Origin of the sequence: Luteimicrobium xylanilyticum (genome assembly GCF_009429125.1) — a bacterium.
Lineage (GTDB): Bacteria > Actinomycetota > Actinomycetes > Actinomycetales > Cellulomonadaceae > Luteimicrobium > Luteimicrobium xylanilyticum.
Genome location: NZ_CP045529.1, coordinates 367,345 through 387,747 on the forward strand (window position 1 = coordinate 367,345; position 20,403 = coordinate 387,747).

Sequence of the window (20,403 nt, forward strand, 5' to 3'; positions counted from 1 at the left end):
GAGGATGATTCGTCGCCCCAGGGGGCGACGAGCGGCGGTGTCGCTGGGATCGTGGGCCCATGGCCACCGCACCCAAGCCGGTACAGCCGGCGATCATCCGGCAGAACGAGGCGCTCCTGCAGAGCCTGCCGTTCTCGAGCACCCAGGACTTCGACGACGCGAACCGGGGCCTCCTCGGTCGCCGGGAGCCCAACGCGATCCGCAACGCCGAGGGGACCGTCGTCTGGGACAACGACACCTACGACTTCCTGCAGGGCGACGCCCCCGACACCGTGAACCCGAGCCTGTGGCGCCAGGCGCAGCTCAACGCCGTCCAGGGGCTGTTCGAGGTCGTGCCCGGCATCTACCAGGTGCGTGGTTTCGACCTGTCGAACGTGTCGTTCATCGAGGGGGAGAAGGGCGTGCTCGTCCTCGACCCGCTCGTCACGGAGGAGACGTGCGCCGCGGCGCTCGCGCTCTACCGCGAGCACCGGGGCGACCGGCCCGTCACGGGCGTCCTGTACACGCACCCGCACGTGGACCACTTCGGCGGCGTCCGCGGGATCGTGTCCCAGGAGGACGTCGACTCCGGGAGGGTGCCGATCATCGCGCCCGCGGACTTCACGGAGCACGCCGCGTCGGAGAACGTGTACGCCGGCACCGCGATGGCGCGCCGGTCCGCGTACATGTTCGGGGCCGCCCTCGCGCGCGGCCCGCAGGGCCAGATCAGCACCGGGCTCGCGCAGACGGTCGCGACCGGCAACATCACGCTCATCCACCCGACGCTCGACATCACGGAGACGGGACAGGAGGAGACCGTCGACGGCGTGAGGATGGTCTTCCAGATGGCGCCCGGGACCGAGGCCCCGGCCGAGTTCCTCGTGTACTTCCCGGACCGCAAGGCGCTGTGCGCCGCCGAGGACGCGACCCACACCCTGCACAACCTGCTGACCCTGCGGGGGGCGCTCGTCCGCGACGCCCACGCGTGGACGAACTACCTCACCGAGACGATCGACCTGTGGGGCGACGACGTGGAGGTCGTGTTCGCGTCCCACCACTGGCCGACCTGGGACAATGAGCGTGTGGTGACGTTCCTGTCGGAGCAGCGCGACCTGTACGCCTACCTGCACGACCAGACGCTGCGGATGCTCAACCAGGGCCTGACGGGCCCGGAGATCGCCGAGGCGATCCAGCTCCCGCCGGTCCTCGAGAACGCCTGGCACGCCCGCGGCTACTACGGCTCGGTCAGCCACGACGTCCGGGCGATCTACCAGCGCTACATGGGCTTCTACGACGGCAACCCGGCCCACCTGTGGCAGCACCCGCCGACGGGGCAGGGCAAGCGGTACGTCGAGCTCGCCGGCGGTGTCGACGCGATCGTCGCGAACGCCCAGCAGGCGTTCGACTCCGGTGACTTCCGGTGGGCCGCGGAGGTCCTGAGCCACGCTGTGTTCGCCGAGCCGGACCACGCCGCAGCGCGGGGGCTCCTGGCCGATACGCTCGAGCAGCTCGGCTACGGGGCCGAGAACGGCGTGTGGCGCAACATCTTCCTGTCGGGCGCCACGGAGCTGCGGGACGGCAAGTTCGGCACCCCGACGGTCTCGGCGTCGCCGGACGTGATCTCGGCGCTCACCCCGGAGATGCTGTTCGACGCCATCGCGATCCAGATCGACGGGCCGCGGGCGTGGGACGAGAAGCTGACGATCGACGTCGTGCTCACCGATGTCGACAAGCGCTACCGCCTCCGCCTCGCCAACGGTGCGCTCACCCGCAGCGGCGCGCCCCAGAAGGGCGACGCCGACGCCACGCTCACGACGACGTCACGCGCGCTCCCGGCGCTCGCGACGGGCGGGCTCTCGGCCGAGGGCCTCGCCGCGGCGGGCATCGAGCTCAGCGGCGACGCGTCCGTGCTGGCGCGGCTCGCGGGGCTCCTCGACCCGGGCGACCCGGACTTCTCCATCGTCACCCCCTGAGGCAGTCACCCGACGGCCCGCCCTGCTCGCCGGGGGCGGGCCGTCGGCGCGTCCGGAGTGTCGAGCCGGTCGCAGGGCCTGGTCGTGCCAGTGTTCCGGCATGGCGCACGGTCCGCTCTCGTACGTCCTGCCCGAGTCGCAGCGACGCACCCTCGACCAGCTCACCGCCGACCTCGACCTCGGGGCCGGGGAGGTGCAGGCCAAGCGCTCGGCGTTCTGGACCATGCTCGTGCTGTCGGCCGTCATCGCATCCGCCGGCATCATCACCGACTCCACGGCGACCGTGATCGGGGCGATGATCATCGCCCCGCTCTCGACGCCGATCATGGGAGTCGCGCTCGGGCTCACCCGGGGCTCGTCGAAGCTCGTGGCGCACTCGCTGTTGTTCGTGCTCGGAGGCGTCGTGGTCGTGGTGGTGATCGGGGCGGCCACGTCGGCGATCCTGCCGGCGTCGTCGTCGGCGCTCGTCGGCAACTCGCAGATCACCGGGCGCACGTCGCCCGGGATCTTCGACCTCCTCACGGCGCTCGCGACCGGCTTCGCCGGGTCCATCGCGCTCGCGCGGCGCGACGTCGCCGCGATCCTGCCCGGGGTCGCGATCGCGATCTCGCTCGTGCCGCCGCTCGCCGTCGTCGGGGTGTGCCTGGGCCACGGGTCGTACGCCGCGGCCGTGGGGGCGCTGTTCCTGTTCCTGTCGAACCTCGTCTCCATGGTGCTGGCCGGCACGCTCACCTTCACCGCCGCCGGCTACAAGGCCGAGGTCATGGAGCGGCGTGAGCGCCGCAACCGGCACACGTCTGTGGGGATCGGGCTGCTGCTCGTGCTCGTAGCCCTGCCGCTCGTCGCGAACTCGGCGTTCACGGCCGTCGTCTCGACGTACTCCCGGCACGCGGAGCAGGTCGCCGACGACTGGATCGCCGCCACGCCGGGCGCGTCCGTGAGCGACGTGACCGTCGTCGGGCGGGACCTGCGGATCGCGATCCAGACGCCCGATGGCGCGGTTCCTCCGACGCAGGACCTGCTCGAGCAGCTCGACGCGCGCACCGTCCCCGGGCTGCACGTCACCGTCGTCACGACGCTCGGCCAGACGCTCGACGTCGGCACCACCGGCTGACGTGCAGGCTCGCCTCATCCCTGAGGCATGAGGCGGGCCGAGCCGATCAGCGCGAACCTGAGGGGTATGAGCACTCCGAAGCCAGCCGCACCGGCGATCATCCAGCAGCAGGCCGACCTTCGGGCCCGCCTGCCGTTCTCCGACACCCAGGACTTCGAGGACGCGCAGCGGGGTCTGATCGCCCCGCTCGCGGGCCCCACCACGGCCGACGACGGCCGGGTCGTCTGGGACGACGGGACCTACGACTTCCTCGAGGGCGACGCCTCGGACACCGTGAACCCGAGCCTGTGGCGCCAGTCGCGGCTCGTCGCGACGGCGGGGCTCTTCGAGGTCACGGACGGCATCTACCAGGTGCGCGGTCAGGACCTGTCGAACATCAGCTTCGTCGAGGGCGACACCGGCGTCATCGTCATCGACCCGCTCATCTCGGCCGAGACCGCGGCGGCGTCGCTGGCGCTGTACCGCGAGCACCGCGGGGACCGGCCCGTCGTCGCCGTGATCTACACGCACTGCCACGTCGACCACTTCGGAGGCGTCAAGGGTGTCACGAGCCAGGAGGACGTCGACGCGGGCACGGTCCGGATCGTCGCGCCGGAGGGCTTCCTCGAGCCGGCGATCGCCGAGAACGTGTACGCGGGGACCGCGATGGGACGCCGCGCGGGGTACATGTACGGCGCGGCCCTGGCCCGCGGTCCGCAGGGTGGCGTCGGTGCCGGGCTGGGCCAGACGACGTCGACCGGCACGGTCACGCTGATCGAGCCCACCGAGTCCGTCGCGAGGACGGGCGACGAGCTGACCATCGACGGCGTCCGGATCGTGTTCCAGCTGGCGCCCGGCACCGAGGCTCCGGCCGAGATGCTCTTCTACTTCCCCGACCGCAAGGCGCTGTGCGCGGCGGAGGACGCGACGCACAACCTGCACAACCTGCTGACCCTGCGCGGCGCCGTCGTGCGCGACCCGCACGTGTGGTCGAAGTACCTCACGGAGACGATCGACCTGTGGGGCGGTGACGTCGAGGTCGTCTTCGCGTCGCACCACTGGCCCACCTGGGGCAACGAGCGGGTCGTCGAGTTCCTCGGCCTGCAGCGCGACCTGTACGCCTACCTGCACGACCAGACGCTCCGCATGCTCAACCAGGGCCTCGTCGGCCCGGAGATCGCCGAGACCATCCAGCTCCCGCCCGCGCTCGAGAACGCCTGGCACGCGCGCGGCTACTACGGGTCGGTCAGCCACAACGTCAAGGCGATCTACCAGCGGTATATGGGCTGGTTCGACGGGAACCCCGCGCACCTGTGGGAGCACCCGCCCGTCGAGAAGGCGAAGCGGTACGTGGACTTCATGGGCGGCGCGGACGCCGTCGTCGAGAAGGCGCGGCCCGCGTTCGAGTCGGGCGACTACCGCTGGGTCGCGGAGGTGCTCAACCACGTGGTCTTCGCGCAGCCCGACCACGCGGGGGCGCGCGAGCTCCTCGCCGACACGTACGAGCAGCTCGGGTACGGGTCGGAGAACGGGACCTGGCGCGACTTCTTCCTGTCGGGCGCGACCGAGCTGCGCGACGGTGCGTTCGGCACCCCGACGCAGACGGCGTCCGCCGACATCGTCGGGGCGCTCACGCCGGCCATGCTGTTCGACTCGCTCGCGATCCAGATCGACGGGCCGCGCGCCTGGGACGAGTCGTTCACGATCGACGTCGTGCTCACCGACGTGGACGAGCGGTACCGCCTCCGCCTCGCCAACGGCGCGCTCACGTACAGCGCGGTGCCGCAGCGCGGGGACGCCGACGTGACGATCACGACGACGAAGCGGGGTCTCCCGGCGGTCGCGCTGGGCGGGGGGCTCACGCCCGAGAAGCTCGCGGCGTCGGGCACGGAGATCACCGGGGACGTGTCCGTGCTGCACACGCTCGCGGGGCTCCTGTCGCCCGGGGACCCGGACTTCGCGATCGTCACGCCGTAGTCGTGTTCCAAGAAGGCCCGCGCGACGCCGTCGCGCGGGCCTTCTCGCGCATACCAGCACAAAACCTCTTCGATACCGTTATCGACCACATGTCTCATCCGGGTGAATCGGGGGCCATCGGTCGCGGGCCGGAATTGACGGTGACATGGTGTCCACGAGGCAAGCGGTGACCCGAGGGGGCGGGTGGTCACCGCGCACGGGGGGCACGCCGGTCCGTGGGGCCGGCATGCTGCGCTGAGAGGTGGGCACATGGCGGTACGGCGGACGAGGCGTTCCCGGCTGGTGGCGATGGTCGGCGCTCTCGCGCTGGTCGCGACGACGGCCGTGGGGGCAGCGCTCCCGGCCCAGGCGGCGGACCCGACCGACCCCACGGCGAGCATGGGGATCACCAAGTCCGCGAGCACGACGGACGTCACGCCGGGCCAGACCTTCAGCTACACGATCGAGGTGACCTGCTCGGCGACCGGCCAGGGCGCGACCGGGTGCGTGAACTTCGTCCTCACGGACCCACTGCCTCAGTACATCGAGCTCGCCGGCACGCCGACGTCCAACATCCCCGGCGCCACACCGACGTACGACGAGGCGACCAACACCCTCACGGTCGACGTCAACCAGGACCTCGGCAGCGGCACCACGGGCATGCTCAGCGGGCGGACGCTCACCGTCACCATCCCGGTCCGCCTCTCGCCCGACGCGCCGGCGAGCATCGACGGGACCACGCTGACGAACACCGCGACCGTGACGGCCGACAACGCGGCGCACAAGGACGGGACTGCGAACGTGACGCCGCAGGTCGAGCAGAGCCTCGCCGCGGGAACCACCAAGGAGATCACGCCGACGGGCGCGGCTGCTCGGCCAGGTACCACGGCGGGCGTCACCCTCACCGGGACCAACAGCTCCAACGTGCCCGTGGACTCGCTCACCGTCCAGGATCCGGTCGACCCGACCGCCGACCCGAACCCGTTCGACCTCCTGGCCGTGACGAACCCGCTCGGAGGCGTCACCATGCCGGCGGGCGCCGAGCAGGTCACCGTCTCCGCGTACGTCGAGGGCCAGGGCTGGGTCGAGGGGACCCCCGGGCCGCCGCCCGCCGTGCTTCCCGACGGCGTCGAGCCGACGGACGTCCGCGGACTGCGCTACGAGTTCACGAGCACCGAAGGCAACGGGATCGAGCCGGGCGCGAGCGCGAGCGTCCCGTTCACCGTCGAGCAGCGTGAGGGCGTCACGGACCTCACCGACCCGTTCACCGTCACGAACGACGCACAGACCACGGTGGGGTTGGGCGAAGGCACGGCGACGTCGGACCCGGCCGACGACACGTACGTCATCACCCCGCCCGACCTGCACGCCGCCGTGACGAAGAGCTTCAGCCCGGACACCGTGCACGCGGGCGACCCGAGCACGGTGACGATCGGCGCCACCAACACGTCCAACGTCGCGGTCGACTCGCTGACCATCACGGAACCGACCGGCGGCACGAACCCGTTCGAGGGTGAGAACGCCCTGACGTTCACCGGGTTCACCGATGGCGTGGACTGGCCGGCCGGCGCGACCGGCGCGACGATCGTGTACACGGGTCCGGGATGCTCGGGCGACGACCAGAGCACCACCGCGACGAACACGCTCCCCGACCCGCCTGACGGCTGCGCGCCCACCGGCTTCTCCGTGACGTTCACAGGCGCGATCGATGCCGGCGCGGAGGCCACGCTCCCGTTCACGGTCGACACCGACGCCGACCAGAGCGCCGACTCGCTGGCGCACGCCAACGAAGTCGGGGCGCAGACGGCGATCGGCGAGGCCACGAGCGACGAGGCCACCGACGACGCCACGCTCACGACGCTCGCCGACCGCCTCGCGACGGAGACGACGAAGCGGATCACGCCGAACGACGTGCCGGCGCTCCCGGGGCAGGACGTCACGACCGGCCTCACGGGAACGGTGAAGGAGTTCCCGGACTCGACGGTGAACGCGCAGCGCGTCGTGATCCAGGACCCCGAGGACCCGACCGCGACGCCGAACTTCTTCGACACGTTCCGGCCGACGTCGGTCGACAGCGTGGAGATCCCGGAGTGCGCGGTCCTCACGGTGAACTACTGGGACGGCGACTCGTGGGAGGCCGTCCCGGGGATGTCCGACATCGCGGGACCGCAGCGATTCTCCGCGCAGATCCCCGCGGACATCGACGCGCACGGGCTCCAGTTCGTCTACACGCCCGCCGCCGGCTGCGACGGGTTCCCGCCGGGCACGTCGCTGTCGCCGAACTTCACGTCGGTCGTCCGGCCCGGCGTCGACAACGCCGACGCGACCGTGAGCAACTGCGCCGGCACCGACGGCTCGGCCCCGACGGTCGCCGACCCGGCGCACTCGCAGGACTGCGCCGACGTCCAGCTCCACGAGGTCGAGCCCGGTGAAGGTGACCTCATCGACAAGACGTGGGACGACCCGGCGAACGTGCCCGAACGCAGCGGCGACGAACGCGGCGCGACGCTGCACTGGTCGACCGGCGGGTTCTCGAACCTCGACAGCGTCGTCGTGAGCGACGTGGCGGACCCGACGCAGCCGATCCAGGACTCGGTGTTCGACGCCTTCGACCTGGTGCGGATCGACCCCATCACGGCCGCTGACGACCCGCACCTGAAGTACGACAAGGTCACCAGCGTCGAGCTCTACGTCGACGGCGCGTGGGTCGAGGCGGCGGACGACCCATGCCCGTCGAGCTGCGACGGGACGTTCCCCGGTTACGTGCTGACGGACAAGGAGCGCGCGGACGCGACCGCGTTCCGGCTCACGTTCGAGGAGAGCGACACGCACCGTGACGGGTCCGTGGGGACGCCGGGGATCGGGGCCGGGGTCGCGCGCTCCTCCGGGAACGACCGCGCGATCCACCCCGTCTTCGCGCTCAGGGACACGACGCGGCACGAGCCGGAGGAGCCCGTCCTGTCGACCACGGACCTCAACACCGACCAGGCGGGCGTGGTCGACAACGTCGCGCAGGCGACGGGGACCTTCCCGGACGGCAGCACGGTGACGGACCGGGACGGAGACGAGATCACGATCGTGCCGACGAACCTCGTCGTCGACCTGGCGAAGTCCTGGACCGGCGGGCCGCTCGCGGTACCCGCCACGGGGACACCCGCAGGCTCGTACCCGTCGGGCCGGGTGACGCTCAAGGCGACGAACCGGTCGCTCTCGCGGCTCGACACGCTCACGATTAGCGAGCCGACGGGCGACGCCGCGCACGACCCCTTCGACACGTTCAACCTGTCGCACTTCGCGACGATCACGGCGCCGGCGGACCTCGGCGCGACCGACGTCGCCGTGACCGTCCACTTTGCGAACGGCCCCGACCAGACCTTCACACGAGAGCGGGCGCTCGGCCTCACGCGCGACCAGCTTCTCGACGCGGTGGGCTTCGACGTCGTCTACACCGGCCGGATCCACTCTGCTACCGACGCGGCGGACGGGGGACCGACCAACGTCGCCTCGGTCACGTTCGACACGCAGCTGCGCGCCACGCACCGCGACGACGACACGCCAATGACCGCACCGGCCACCGTCGACAACCAGGCCACGACCACGGGCCGGGACCTCGTCGACTTCCCGGGCGCGATCCGTGAGGCTTCGGACAGCGACACGGCGTCGATCGACCTGGTGAACGGTTCGCTCGACGTCCGCGCAGAGAAGTCGTTCGACCCGGCGAGCCAGACGGAGGGTGACGACAGCCCGGTCACCGTGACCCTGACCGGGCAGCCGCTCGGGCCGGCGCGCACGGTCTCGATGGTCGTGACCGACTACTCGCCGACCTTCTGGAACCAGTACGACTTCACGGGCTTCGCGGGCTTCTCCTTCGCGGGCTGGATCAACCGCGTGCAGGTCGACGCCTACACGGGCGGCACGTGGAGCGTCGGTGACGACGGTGACCCCGTGCTCACGGGTGGCTCGTGGAAGACGGGCGTCGCCGCGTCGACCCCGGCCCTGCCGGGTGGCGTGACCGCCGGCCAGGTCCAGGGCCTGCGCTTCACGTACACCCGCGCGGACGGTGCGAACTGGGAGAACCCGGCCACGCCCACGCAGCGGGTCTCGTTCCAGGTGACGCGTCGGGCGACGCTCAACACGGGCGGCCCCGTCCAGACCGACCAGGCCGGTCATACCCCGGCGCCCGGCGAGACCCAGGCCGGCCGCGCGACCGACGACATCACGGTCGACGCGACGAGCTCCGCGGTCGACGCGAACGGCGACCCGATCACGGCCGCCGCCGACGCGACGGCGCACATCGACTACGTGCACCTCACGAACGCCGTCCAGGTGGTCAAGACGCCGAACGGTGACACGGAGCAGCCGGGGCAGGCGTTCCCGTACACGCTCACGGTCAAGAACACGGGTGCCGCCCCCATCTCCAACCCGGTCATCACGGACACCCTGCCGACCGACGCCCAGGGAGCGCAGCTCGTCTTCGACCCCGACACCGAGGCCGCCGACCGCTACGCCTACACGCTGGCACCGGACTCGTCGGCAGCGGACGCCATGCCGGTCGACCCCACCCAGGTCGCCGTGGACGAGACCGACGACGCGGCGAGCCGTCCCACCGCGCTGACCTTCACGTTCCCGTCCGGCACCACGCTCCAGCCCGGCGAGACCTACACGATCACCTTCAAGATGGTCGTCCGCACCGGCCTCGCCGCGGACACGAAGTTCACCAACGAGTTCGGGATCACCTCCGATCGCCCGTGGGACGAGTGTGACGGCACGCTCACGGAGGACGGCGCGTGCACCGCGGAGGCGACCAACACGGTGGCCGCGGGTGGCGCGATCACGATGACCAAGCTGGTCAAGGCGGACGACTCCGACTCGGGAGCCAACCTCGGGATCACCACGGACCCCGCGACCTCCGCCGACCCGGCGGCGTGCAAGCCGGTCCTGGACGGCTTCTACGCGCGCCCGTGCGTCCCGGTCACGGCACCCGGGGACGACATCACCTGGCGCCTCGGCTACACCAACTCCGGCAACCTGCCGATGGACATCGTCGAGGGCGGCGACCTGCTCCCGGCGGTCGGCGACCACCTGGCGCTCGACCCGGCCGTCAAGCGCGGGTCGCAGTGGGCCCCGGTCCTGACCGGTGCCCGGCCTACCTCCGCCGGCGCGTTCGACCCGACCGTCGCGAATCTCGTCATCGAGTACACGACCGACCCGACCCCGTGCTTCACCGACATCGTGAACGGACAGCCGGTGCCGTGCGGCGACGACTGGGTCGAGTGGCCCGAGGGGACGACGCTGCAGGACCTCGGCGTCGATCCCGCCGACGTCACGGGCATCCGCGCAGCAGTGCAGTACCTGGGCGACAACCGTCTGATGCCGGGTCAGTCGATCGGGCTCGACGTACCGATGCGCGCCCCCGCGCTGACTCCGGGAACGGGCGCGACGAGCTACGCGTACAACACCGTGGCAGGCACGGGCCGCGCCGTCTACCCGGACGGGCACACGCAGTTCACGCTCCCGAAGGAGCCGGCGCGCGTCGGGGTGGCGCTGGCCACCGGCTCGATCCGGATCGTGAAGAAGGTGACAGGTCCGGGCGCGGGCTTTGCGCCGTCGTCGTTCCCGGTGACCGTGGAGTGCACGTCGGTGGGCGTGGACGTGCCGCTCGGTGATGCCGCGCACCAGACCCTGACGCCCGACCAGGAGGTCACGGTCGACGGGATCCCGTACGGGTCGGACTGCACGGTGAGCGAGGGTGACAACGGGCAGACGGGCGTCGAGGTCAACCACGTGACCGCGACGAACGACCCCCTGGCGATCCCGCTCGTCACCGTGACGAACGACTACGAGCTGGCGAGCCTCGACGTGACCAAGTCCGTCGACTCGTCGGCCGTCGACCAGGACGGGACCCCGGTCGCCTACGGGCCGTTCCACGTGACCGTGGACTGCACGTTCCTCGGCGACCCGGTCTACGCGGACGGCTACGACGCGGACCACCCGATGGAGGGGACGATCGCCGACGGCGACACCCTCCACCTCGAGGGTCTGCCCGCGGGCGCGGACTGCACGGTGACCGAGGACGACGCCCACGGCGCCGTCACGACGACGCACCACGTGACGCCGGCCGGCGGCGACGAGTCCACCGCCGACGGCGACAGTGCCACGGTCGAGCTCGAGCCGACGACGGACGGCACCAACACCGACGTCGTGCACAACGCGTTCTCCGACGGGTCGCTGCGGATCGTGAAGCACGTCGAGGGCGACGCCGCCGACACCTACGGCGCCGGTCCGTTCACCGTCCACGTCGAGTGCACGCTCGACGACGAGAGCGGCACCCGCACCACCTGGTCGGGTGACGTGACGCTCGGCGGTGACGACCCGCTCACGCACACGATCGAGCACGTCGCCACGGGCTCGTCGTGCGTCGTCACGGAGACCGACGACGGCGGTGCCACCTCCACGTCGGTCTCGCCCGACGAGCCGGTCGTCGTGGGCTCCGGCGAGGACGTCGCCGAGGTGACGGTGACCAACACCTTCGACCCGGGCGTCCTGCACCTGACGAAGGACGTCACGGGCGACGCGGCGGACTTCGCGGCGGCCAGCTTCCAGGCGGAGGTCACCTGCACCGCCGACGGCGAGACCCTCGCGGGCTTCCCGCAGACCGTGACCGTGACGCCCGGGGAGACGACGAGCGTCGACGCGCTCGTCGGCGCCGAGTGCCGTGTGAAGGAGACGGACACGCACGCGGCGACCGGCGTGACCTACGCCCCGGCCGACGACGGCGACCCGTCGCAGTCGGGCGCGGTCACGGTCGGCCCGGCGGACGAGGACCCCGTGACCATCGGCATCACCAACGAGTACCGCGCGGGCGGCCTCCAGGTCGCCAAGCTCGTCGACGGCCCTGGCGCTCCTGAGGCGTCGGTCGGGCCCTTCGTGTTCGACGTGACGTGCTCGTTCGACGGGGACGACGCCGCCTTCCAGCAGACGGTGACGCTCGAGGGCGACGGGACGACGTCGGAGCTCGAGTCCGACGTGCTCGGCCCGCTGCCCGTGGGCGCGGTCTGCGTGGTCCGGGAGACGGACGACGGTGGCGCCGACTCGACGCCCGCACCGGTGACCGTCACCATCCCCGACGTCGACGACGACGGCAACATGCAGGTCGTCGTGGCCGGTCTCGTCAACCCGTTCTCTGCCGGGACGATCTCCCTGACGAAGAAGCTCACCGGCGACGGCGTGGCGGCCGCGGTGAAGAAGAAGACGTTCACGGTCCAGCTGACCTGCCAGTACGACGCGGGAGGCGACGGGCCGCTGACGCTCTTCTCGGACTCCGTGAAGATCAAGGGCGGCGAGACGCTCACCGCCGAGGACGCCGACGGCAACCCCGTGAAGCTCCCGCTCGGCACGCGGTGCTTCGCGACCGAGACGAAGGACGGCGGCGCCGACGCGTCGACCGTCGACCACGGGACGGTGGCCGACGCCGCGGTCGTCGGGATCTCCGACGAGCTGCAGCCTCTGGAGATCACCGTGACCAACCGGTTCGACCCGGCCACGCCGGGCAAGCCGGGGACCCCGGGCGGGCCGGGTGGCTCGGGGACGACGACCCCGCCGCTCGCGGCGACCGGCGCTCCGCTCGCTCAGGTCGCGCTGGCCGCGCTCGCGCTGCTCGGGCTGGGACTCGGGCTGGTGCTGCTCCGCCGTCGTCGGGAGGGGTGAGAGGGCGCCTGTGACCTCATCTGTCGGGGCGTGAGCGGCCACGGTCCGCCCTGGATCCGCCTTGTCGTGCCGATGGCGATCTCTCGCACCGGACGCCGAGCGCCGGGAGCCGGCCCTGGGAGCGAGTGCTTCCTACGCCGTCGAGCATGTGTCTACCCGCCGGGCTCACGCTCGACCATGACGTTGTTCCCCCGATTCAAAGCCGGATCGGGGGACACCACCATGGTCGACCCGGCAGGTGGGGGAGGAGTTGAAGAACGGTAGGGTTTGATGCCGCACAACGGTAGCGTTTGACACGTTCACGCAGGTCAGCGGCCCCGACGGCGCTGGGGCTCCCCGGGCGGGAACTCGCCGTCGTCGGAGTTGTCGTCGTGCGCGAAGAGCAGCTCGTGGAGGCGCACCTGCACGTCGTCGACGTGGGGGACGTCGTGCAGGACGAGGCCCGGCTTCTCGCTGGCGTCGGACACCACGAGCGTCCCGCAGCCGAACATCCGGTCGAGCAGCCCCTGCTCGGAGGCGACGTCGTTGATCCGGTACAGCGGGATGTCGCGACCCGTGCGCGTGACGATGCCCGAGCGCACGAGGATCCGCTTGGTCGTGACGACGTAGCGCGTCGTGAGCCAGCGCGCCCAGCGCGGCAGCACCACGAGGCAGGCCAGCAGGAACGCGACGACGGCCACGACCTCGACGGCGACCGCCGGCGCGCCTAGCGCGGCCGTCACGGCGACCGCGGCGACGAGGACGACGAGCAGCACGATCGGCCAGAACAACGCCTTGAGGTGCGTGCGCAGCTCCAGGACGACGTCCTCGCCCTCGGTCAGGTGGGTGTCCTTCAGGCTCATGGCGAGCATCGTGCCAGATCCGCCCGAGCGGTGTGAGGACCACCCCGGCTCCGAGGACGCTCATCCCCCGCGCATGAGGCACAAGGACGCGGGCCGGACGATCCTGGGCGAGGGTCGAGAGCGCCCGCGACGACTCCAGCACCGCCACCGGGCGTACCGCGAGACGAAGGAGAACGGGATGTCTGAAAAGGAGACCGGGAAGAGCACAACGTCTCGGCTGGTCCGCCAGATCCACGACGGCAACTGGCTGCCGCACGACGAAGCCGAGTCCCTCCGCGCCGAGCTCTTCTACCAGCGGGCCGTGTACGCGTACATGACGATGCTGCCCGCGCTCAACGTGATCGGGATGCGTGACGGGTCGGAGGCCGCGTTCGGGTCGGGCTACCACGTGCTGCCGATCTGGAAGGACCGGATGGACTCCCGGACCCAGGTCCCGACGCCCAACGCCGACGTCATCTACTCCATGAGCTACCTCGACCTCAGGGAGACCGGGCCGCTGGTCGTCAACGCGCCCGCCAACGTGATCGGCATGTTCACGGACTTCTTCCAGCGGACCATCACCGACGTCGGCCTGATCGGTCCCGACCGCGCCCGCGGCGGCCTCTACCTCCTGCTCCCCCCGGGGTACGAGGGCCACGTGCCGGGCGGGTACTTCACGTTCACGTCGTCGACGTACAACGTGTTCCTGTTCTTCCGGACGATCATGGGCCGCGGTGACGGGGTCCCCGACCCGGCGGTCGGCGCCGCGGTCGCGGAGCAGACGCGTCTGTACCCGCTGTGGGCGGAGGAGAAGGACGTCCCGCCGATGGAGTTCCCCAACGCGAGCCCGGTGCGCATCGACATGATGTACCCCACGGACTTCACGTACTGGACGAAGCTCAAGGAGTTCGTCGACTACGAGCCGGTCACCGCGATCGACCCCGAGCTGCGTGGCGTCCTGGCGTCGATCGGGATCGTCAAGGGCCGCCCGTTCGAGCCGGAGGACTGGCAGCGGACCCAGCTCGAGCGCGCCGTCGAGACGGCGCCCCGGATGATCCTGGCGAACGTCCAGCTCGGCCGCCCCGACCGGCGCAACTACTACTACGAGGACCGCCAGTGGGAGGTCGCGTGGGCGGGCGCGACGGCGGAGTGGATGCAGGAGTCGTACCTGGACCTCGACGCCAGGTCCCGGTTCTTCCAGTACGCGTACTCGTCCGCGCCGGCCATGAACAACCACACGACGGGCGCGGGCTCCAAGTACCCGTACGCGATCCGCGACGCCGACGGCGAGTACTTCGACGGGACGAACACCTACCGGCTCCACCTCCCGGCGGACATCCCTGCGGCCTTGTTCTGGGCCGTGACGGCGTACAACGTCACGGACGGGACGATGCCGGAGACCGCGCAGATGCTGCCGTCCACCAACGGCTACTACGACCTGCCGAAGAACGACGACGGGTCGATCGACATCTGGTTCGGTGCCGAGCAGCCCGAGGGCGTCGTCGACGCGGCCTACATCCGGACCGTCCCGGGCCGGAACTTCGTCGTGTGCCTGCGGCTGTACGGGACGACGTCGGCCTTCTACGACCAGACCTGGAAGCCCGACGACGTCGTGCGGGTGCGCTGACGGCGGGCCCGGTCAGCCCGCCGACGGCGGCTCGTCCGGGCGTCCCACCCGCCTCGCCCGGGCGTCGAGCCACGCGGCGTGCGTCGACCCGAGCACGACGTCCGTCGCGGGGTAGAGCCGGACGTTCGCGAGGTGCTCGGCGAGCACCCGGGACTCCCACACGTGCAGCACCTCGGCCGACAGCCCGGACAGGTAGAGGCGGTTCCCTCCGGCCTCGAGCTGGTCCGCGTACTGGGCGATGACGACGAAGAACGTCGCGCCGAGCGTCGTGCGCCCGCGCAGCCGCAGGACCACGGCAGCATCGGTCGCGCCGGCCGGGTCGGGGAGCTGGCGCTGCAGGGTCCGGGCCCCGGCGTAGAACAGCGAGCCGTAGACGTCGAGGACCACGACCTCGTGGTCGTGGAGCGTGCGGGGAGCCGGTCGCTCGACCGGCCCTGCGCCGTCGGGCCGGGGGAGGAGGCGGACGACCCGCAGGTCCACGGCCTCGCGGTTGAGCTGGAGGAGGAGCGACACGATGACGCCGACCCCGACGGCCGCCGCGACGGGGAGCAGCAGGGTCGCCACGAACGTCACGACGAGGGCGATCGCCGGGGTGCTCCCCGCGTACAGGAGCGTGCGGACCTGCCGGGGGCGCAACGAGCTGAGGGCGGCGTAGACGAGGATCGCGGCGAGCGTCGGCATCGCGACCGTGCCCACGACGCCGGAGAGCGCGACGAGGAACACGAGCACCCACCCGCCGGCGAAGATCGACGCCCAGCGACTGCGTGCGCCGGCCGTGATGTTGAGCGCCGTCGCGCTGATCGACGCGCCGACGGGCTGGGCGCCGAAGAAACCGCACGCGATGTTCGCGGCGCCCTGCGCCCCGAAGTCGAGGTTGGTCCGTGACCGCGAGCCGTCGGGGTTGGGCGCGGCCTCGGCGACCCCGGCGCCCTGGACGAGCACGACGAAAGCGACCGTGACGGCGCCCACGAAGACGCCCGAGGACAGGTCGGAGAACGCCGGCAGGGACGGCAGCGGGACGCCCTGCGGGATCTCGCCGGTGTCGTGCACGCGGGCGACACCGGCGCCCGTGAGGACCACGAGGAGCGTCGGGACGACGAGCGCGAGCACCGCCGAGAGCTGCGAGAACCGGGTGCGCGAGAGGGTCACGAGGATCGCGAGCGCGCTGACGCCGGCCGCGACCGAGGGCCAGCTCCACAAACCCGGGTGCGAGACGACGTCCCAGGCCTTGACGAGGGCGAGGCTGCCGTGCGCCGTCGTGCCGGTCAGGTCGTCGAGCTGGCCGAACGCGATGTTCAGCGCGAGGCCCGTGAGGAACCCGAGCATCACGGACTGCGACACGAACCGCACGTAGCGGCCGAGCTTGAGCGCGCCCGCGACCGCCATCAGGACGCCCGCGAGCAGGGTCAGCCAGACGAGCGCCCCGGAGCGGTCGGCACCCGACACCCCTTCGAGCGCGGACGCGGCGGCCAGCGCGGCGGCGCTCGTCGTGGTGACGCGCATGAGCTGGGTCGACGCGCCGGGGCCGCCCGCGATCGGGCCGACGAACGTCGCGTAGAGGCCGTGCACGGGACTGACCCCGGCGAGGAGGCCGCAGGCCATGCCGTCGGGCACGGCGCTCACGGCGCCGGTGAGCCCCGCGACCAGGTCGGCGCGCAGGTTCTCGCGACGAGGGCGCACGGAGCGCGACCACCGCAGGAGGGGGGTCGCAGGACGGGGCGACCCGCGCGCTTCCTCACCGCTCATCGCTCGTCGGTGCCGTCGTCCGCCGGGGGCTGCTCGCCGTCGTCGGCGGTGCCGCGGTCGCCCTCGGCGGAGGCGTCGTCCGCCCGACGGCGCACGCGCTGCCAGCGGTCCTTGGGTGCCGCCCGCTCGGGGTCGCGCAGCATCTCGGACTCGACGAGCTCGTGCCGCTTCCAGTAGGTGTCCATGACGGCCTGGACGGTCGCGGCGACGGGCAGCGCGAGGAACGCGCCGATCGCCCCGAACACGGCGCCGAACGCGAGGACCACGAGGAACGCGACGGCGGGGTTCATCTCGAGCGCCTTGGCCGAGACCTTGGGCGAGAAGATGTAGTTCTCGATCTGCTGGTACGCGATGATGAACGCCAGCACCGCGAGGGCCTGCGGGATCCCCTGCGAGGTGAGGGCCACGATGACGGGCAGCGCGCCGCCGATGTAGGTGCCGATCGTCGGGACGAACTGCGACACGATGCCCGTGAAGAGCGCGAGCGGGAGCGCGTACGGGGTCCGCAGGATCGTCAGGAAGACGAACGAGAAGGCGCTCGACAACGCCGCCAGCACGACGCGCGACGTGATGAAGTCCGACGCCTTGCGCTGCGCCGTCTCCCACAGCATGAGGACCTCGGTCTGCCGGTTCGGCGTGAGCCGCGCGCACACCGCGGCGCGGAACCGCGGCCCCGCGGCCGACAGGTAGTAGACGACGAGCAGGATCGTCGTGATCGCGAACAGCGCCGACACGACGGTGGTCCCCACGAGCAGGACGCCCGACGCGACGTCGTCGCCCCACCGGCCCATCGCGTCCTTGATGAGCTCCGACGAGTCCGGGATGGTGACGTCGAACGTCCGGGACAGCCAGTCCTGCAGGTCCGTGTACATGGCGGGGACGTTCCGAAACAGGGCGAGGAGCTGCTGGACGAACAGGTTGCCGAACAGCGCGACGATCACGAGCGCGAACAGGATCGTCCCGACGAGCGCCGCCCCCGCCGCGAGCCCGCGCTTCCACCCGTGCCGCACGAGCCACAGGACGATCGGCTCCAGGGCGAGCGAGATGAAGAACGCGATCAGGACGTTGACGATCAGGCCCTTGAGCTGGAAGAACGCGTGCCACGCGAACGCCGCGACGAACACTGCGACCGCCGCCATCACGAGGCCGCGCGCGAACCACCGCGGCGGGCGCCGCGAGTCGTGCTGGAGCGGGCGGCCGTTCGCGTCGTCCGCGACGACCACCTCGTCGGTGGCGACGGGCTCCGAGCTCACGGGTCCTCCTGGCAGGTCTCAGGACGTCGGGACGTCGGGCAGGGCGTGCATCTCCGTCACGGTCAGGCCGAGGTCGTGCAGGAGCGCGACGACGCCCGTGAGCGCCGCCGCGTCCGCGACCCGGCACGTGAGCGCCGTCTCGTCGGGGGCGTCGCCCGGGCGCCGCTCGACGACCTCGATGTAGTCGTGCAGGGGGATCCCCGTGAGCCGTCCCCCCACCCGGATGCTGTACAGCACAGGGCCCCACCTCCAGTCTGGGTCCACTGTCGGTCACCCCCGGGCGGGTGCGCCTCATCCTCAGTGGGTGGTCCGGTCTCGGCGCCGAGCATCCGACCGCCCTCGCCCTGCCCCGCCGAGCATGGGGCCACGCACCCTCGCGGGCTCGAGCCTGCGACCGTTCGCATGCTCGACGCGCGCGGCCGTGCTCGGGCCGGCAGGCGTCCTGACGCCCGCCCCGGAGCGCCTATGCTCCTCGCAGGCTCTCCAGCAACGGGCGCCTGCGGCCGCGAAGCGGGAGCACATGGACAGCCCGACCTGGTTGGAGGGAGCCCTCCGAGCCCTCGGCGACAGCGAGTGCGCCGAGCTCGCCCGCACGCACGACTGGTCGGCCGGCCCCCTCGGCGACCCGACCGGCTGGCCGTCGGAGCTGCGGGCCGCCGTCACGCTCTGCTTCAGCACCCGCTTCCCCGTCCTCGTCACGTGGGGCCCCGAGCTCACGATGATCTACAACGACGGCTACCGCGAGATGCTCGGCAGCGCCAAGCACCCGCTCGCATTCGGGGCGTCGTTCGAGGTCGTCTGGGCGGAGATCTGGGACGAGATCGGCCCGCTGTGCGACGAGGTCCTCGCGACCGGGCGGGCGGTGTGGCGCGTCGACATGCCGTTGCTCATGCACCGCTCCGGGTACGACGAGGAGACGTCGTTCACCTTCTCGTACTCCGCGCTGCGCGACGACGACGGTCGGGTGCGCGGCGTGCTCGACATCGCCGCCGAGACCACCGGTCACGTCGTCGCCGCGCGACGGCTCGACACCATCAGCGAGCTCGCGACCCGGCTCTTCGCGATCGAGGGTGGCGTCCAGGAGGTCGTCGACGCGGCCGTCGACGAGCTCGCCGTGAGCGCCGACGTGGCCGCCGCCGAGGTGTGGGTCGAGCACGGCGGCGACGACGAGCGCGAGGTCGTCCGCGGGACCACGGGGCCTGGCCCCCTCGTGGCTGCGGCCCTGCTCGAGGAGGTCGCCCGGGGCAGGGGCGTCGTCGAGCACGGCGACGTGCGGATCCACCCGCTCGGTGCGCTGCGGCGCGACGTCACCGGGGCGCTCGCGGTCCGCGCCGCGCCGACCCGGCCGCTCGACCACGGCAACCGCGAGTTCCAGGCGCTGCTGGCGTCGAAGCTCGGCAACGCGATCGGGGTGACGCTCGCGCACGAGCGCGAGGTCGAGCACCTGCGCTCGGTGTCCGAGGTCCTCCAGCACGCGATGCTGCCCGACCCGCTGCCGCCCGGGCGCTGGCACGTGCACTACCAGCCGGCGGAGTCTTCGCTCGAGGTCGGGGGCGACTGGTACGACGTGGTCCCCCTGGGCGACTCTCGCTGGGCGGTGGTGGTGGGCGACTGCGTCGGGCACGGGCTCGAGGCGGCGACGCACATGGGCCAGCTCCGTGCCGCGGCACGCGCGCTGCTGCTCACCGGGCACGGTCCGGCTGCGACGCTCGACGGCCTCGACCGGTACGCCGCGACCGTCCCCGGCGCCGAGTTCACGACGGTCGTCTGCGCGGTCGTCGACGAGCGGACGGGTCTGCTGACCTACTCGGCTGCCGGGCACCCGTTCCCCTTGGTGATCAGCCCGGACGGCCACCGGTGGCTCCGCGGAGGGCGGGGCGGGCTGCTCGCCCTGCGGCAGACCACGCGCAGCGAGGCGACTCACGTGCTCAGGTCGGGAGACGCGCTGCTGCTCTACACCGACGGGCTCGTCGAGCGGCGCGGCGAGAGTCTGCGGACGGGTCTGGAGCGGCTGGCGGAGGTCGGGGCGCCCGTGGTCCGGGCGGCGGGTCGGGGTGAGGTCGGCGAGCTGCTCTCGCGCACGATGCGGCCCGGCGGTGCTCCCGACGACATCGCGCTCGTCCTCTACGACGTCCGGGTGGAGGGCGACGTGGAGCCGGTCGGCGCCGGGGCGTCGCTCGGCGCGGCGGCGGTGGGCGAGATGGTGGGCGCGGCCACCGGTCTGGGACTCGCGGCGGCGCCCTGAGTG

At 71.9% G+C, this 20,403-nt stretch carries 10 protein-coding genes; 6 read left to right on the top strand and 4 right to left on the bottom strand.

Going from position 1 to position 20,403, the window contains the following annotated elements:
* Positions 1–59 precede the first annotated feature (59 nt).
* From KDY119_RS01615 to KDY119_RS01630, 4 genes are all read left to right on the top strand, one after another.
* Positions 60–1,952, top strand: coding sequence for an alkyl/aryl-sulfatase (locus KDY119_RS01615; RefSeq protein WP_036954455.1), 1,893 nt, complete (start codon positions 60–62; stop codon positions 1,950–1,952).
* 100 nt (positions 1,953–2,052) lie between these two features.
* Positions 2,053–3,066 (top strand): TIGR00341 family protein, encoded by a 1,014-nt coding sequence (locus KDY119_RS01620; RefSeq protein ID WP_036954458.1) that lies wholly within the window; start codon positions 2,053–2,055, stop codon positions 3,064–3,066.
* Positions 3,067–3,132: 66 nt separating this feature from the next.
* A complete protein-coding gene (locus tag KDY119_RS01625; RefSeq protein WP_036954461.1) occupies positions 3,133–5,022 on the top strand; it encodes an alkyl/aryl-sulfatase in 1,890 nt (629 codons plus the stop codon).
* Between the two features lie 249 nt (positions 5,023–5,271).
* On the top strand, positions 5,272–12,708 hold the full coding sequence (locus KDY119_RS01630; protein WP_153021842.1) for a DUF5979 domain-containing protein: 7,437 nt from the start codon (positions 5,272–5,274) through the stop codon (positions 12,706–12,708).
* Positions 12,709–13,016: 308 nt separating this feature from the next.
* Here KDY119_RS01630 and KDY119_RS01635 read toward each other — a convergent pair whose 3' ends face one another.
* Positions 13,017–13,550, bottom strand: coding sequence for a PH domain-containing protein (locus KDY119_RS01635; protein WP_036954896.1), 534 nt, complete (start codon positions 13,548–13,550; stop codon positions 13,017–13,019).
* A gap of 178 nt (positions 13,551–13,728) precedes the next feature.
* On the opposite strand from KDY119_RS01635, the gene KDY119_RS01640 reads away from it, so the two are divergent.
* Positions 13,729–15,156, top strand: a complete 1,428-nt coding sequence (locus KDY119_RS01640; RefSeq protein ID WP_051136963.1) for a DUF1254 domain-containing protein — start codon at positions 13,729–13,731, stop codon at positions 15,154–15,156.
* Positions 15,157–15,168: 12 nt separating this feature from the next.
* Here the strand turns inward: KDY119_RS01640 and KDY119_RS01645 are convergent, their stop codons facing one another.
* Genes KDY119_RS01645 through KDY119_RS01655 form a run of 3 tightly spaced genes read right to left on the bottom strand, consistent with a single transcriptional unit; the run spans position 15,169 to position 18,392 of the window.
* Complete coding sequence (locus KDY119_RS01645) at positions 15,169–16,902, bottom strand: SulP family inorganic anion transporter (RefSeq protein WP_083891197.1); 1,734 nt, start codon at positions 16,900–16,902, stop codon at positions 15,169–15,171.
* Positions 16,899–18,155: an AI-2E family transporter gene (locus KDY119_RS01650; RefSeq protein WP_227994465.1), complete on the bottom strand. Its 1,257-nt coding sequence runs from the start codon at positions 18,153–18,155 to the stop codon at positions 16,899–16,901. The genes KDY119_RS01645 and KDY119_RS01650 overlap by 4 nt, the downstream gene beginning before the upstream one ends.
* A gap of 18 nt (positions 18,156–18,173) precedes the next feature.
* The gene (locus KDY119_RS01655) at positions 18,174–18,392 is read right to left on the bottom strand and encodes a hypothetical protein (RefSeq protein ID WP_036954467.1); all 219 of its coding nucleotides are present in this window, start codon (positions 18,390–18,392) and stop codon (positions 18,174–18,176) included.
* A gap of 283 nt (positions 18,393–18,675) precedes the next feature.
* On the opposite strand from KDY119_RS01655, the gene KDY119_RS01660 reads away from it, so the two are divergent.
* The gene (locus KDY119_RS01660; protein WP_051136911.1) at positions 18,676–20,400 is read left to right on the top strand and encodes a PP2C family protein-serine/threonine phosphatase; all 1,725 of its coding nucleotides are present in this window, start codon (positions 18,676–18,678) and stop codon (positions 20,398–20,400) included.
* The last annotated feature ends 3 nt before the right edge of the window (positions 20,401–20,403 follow it).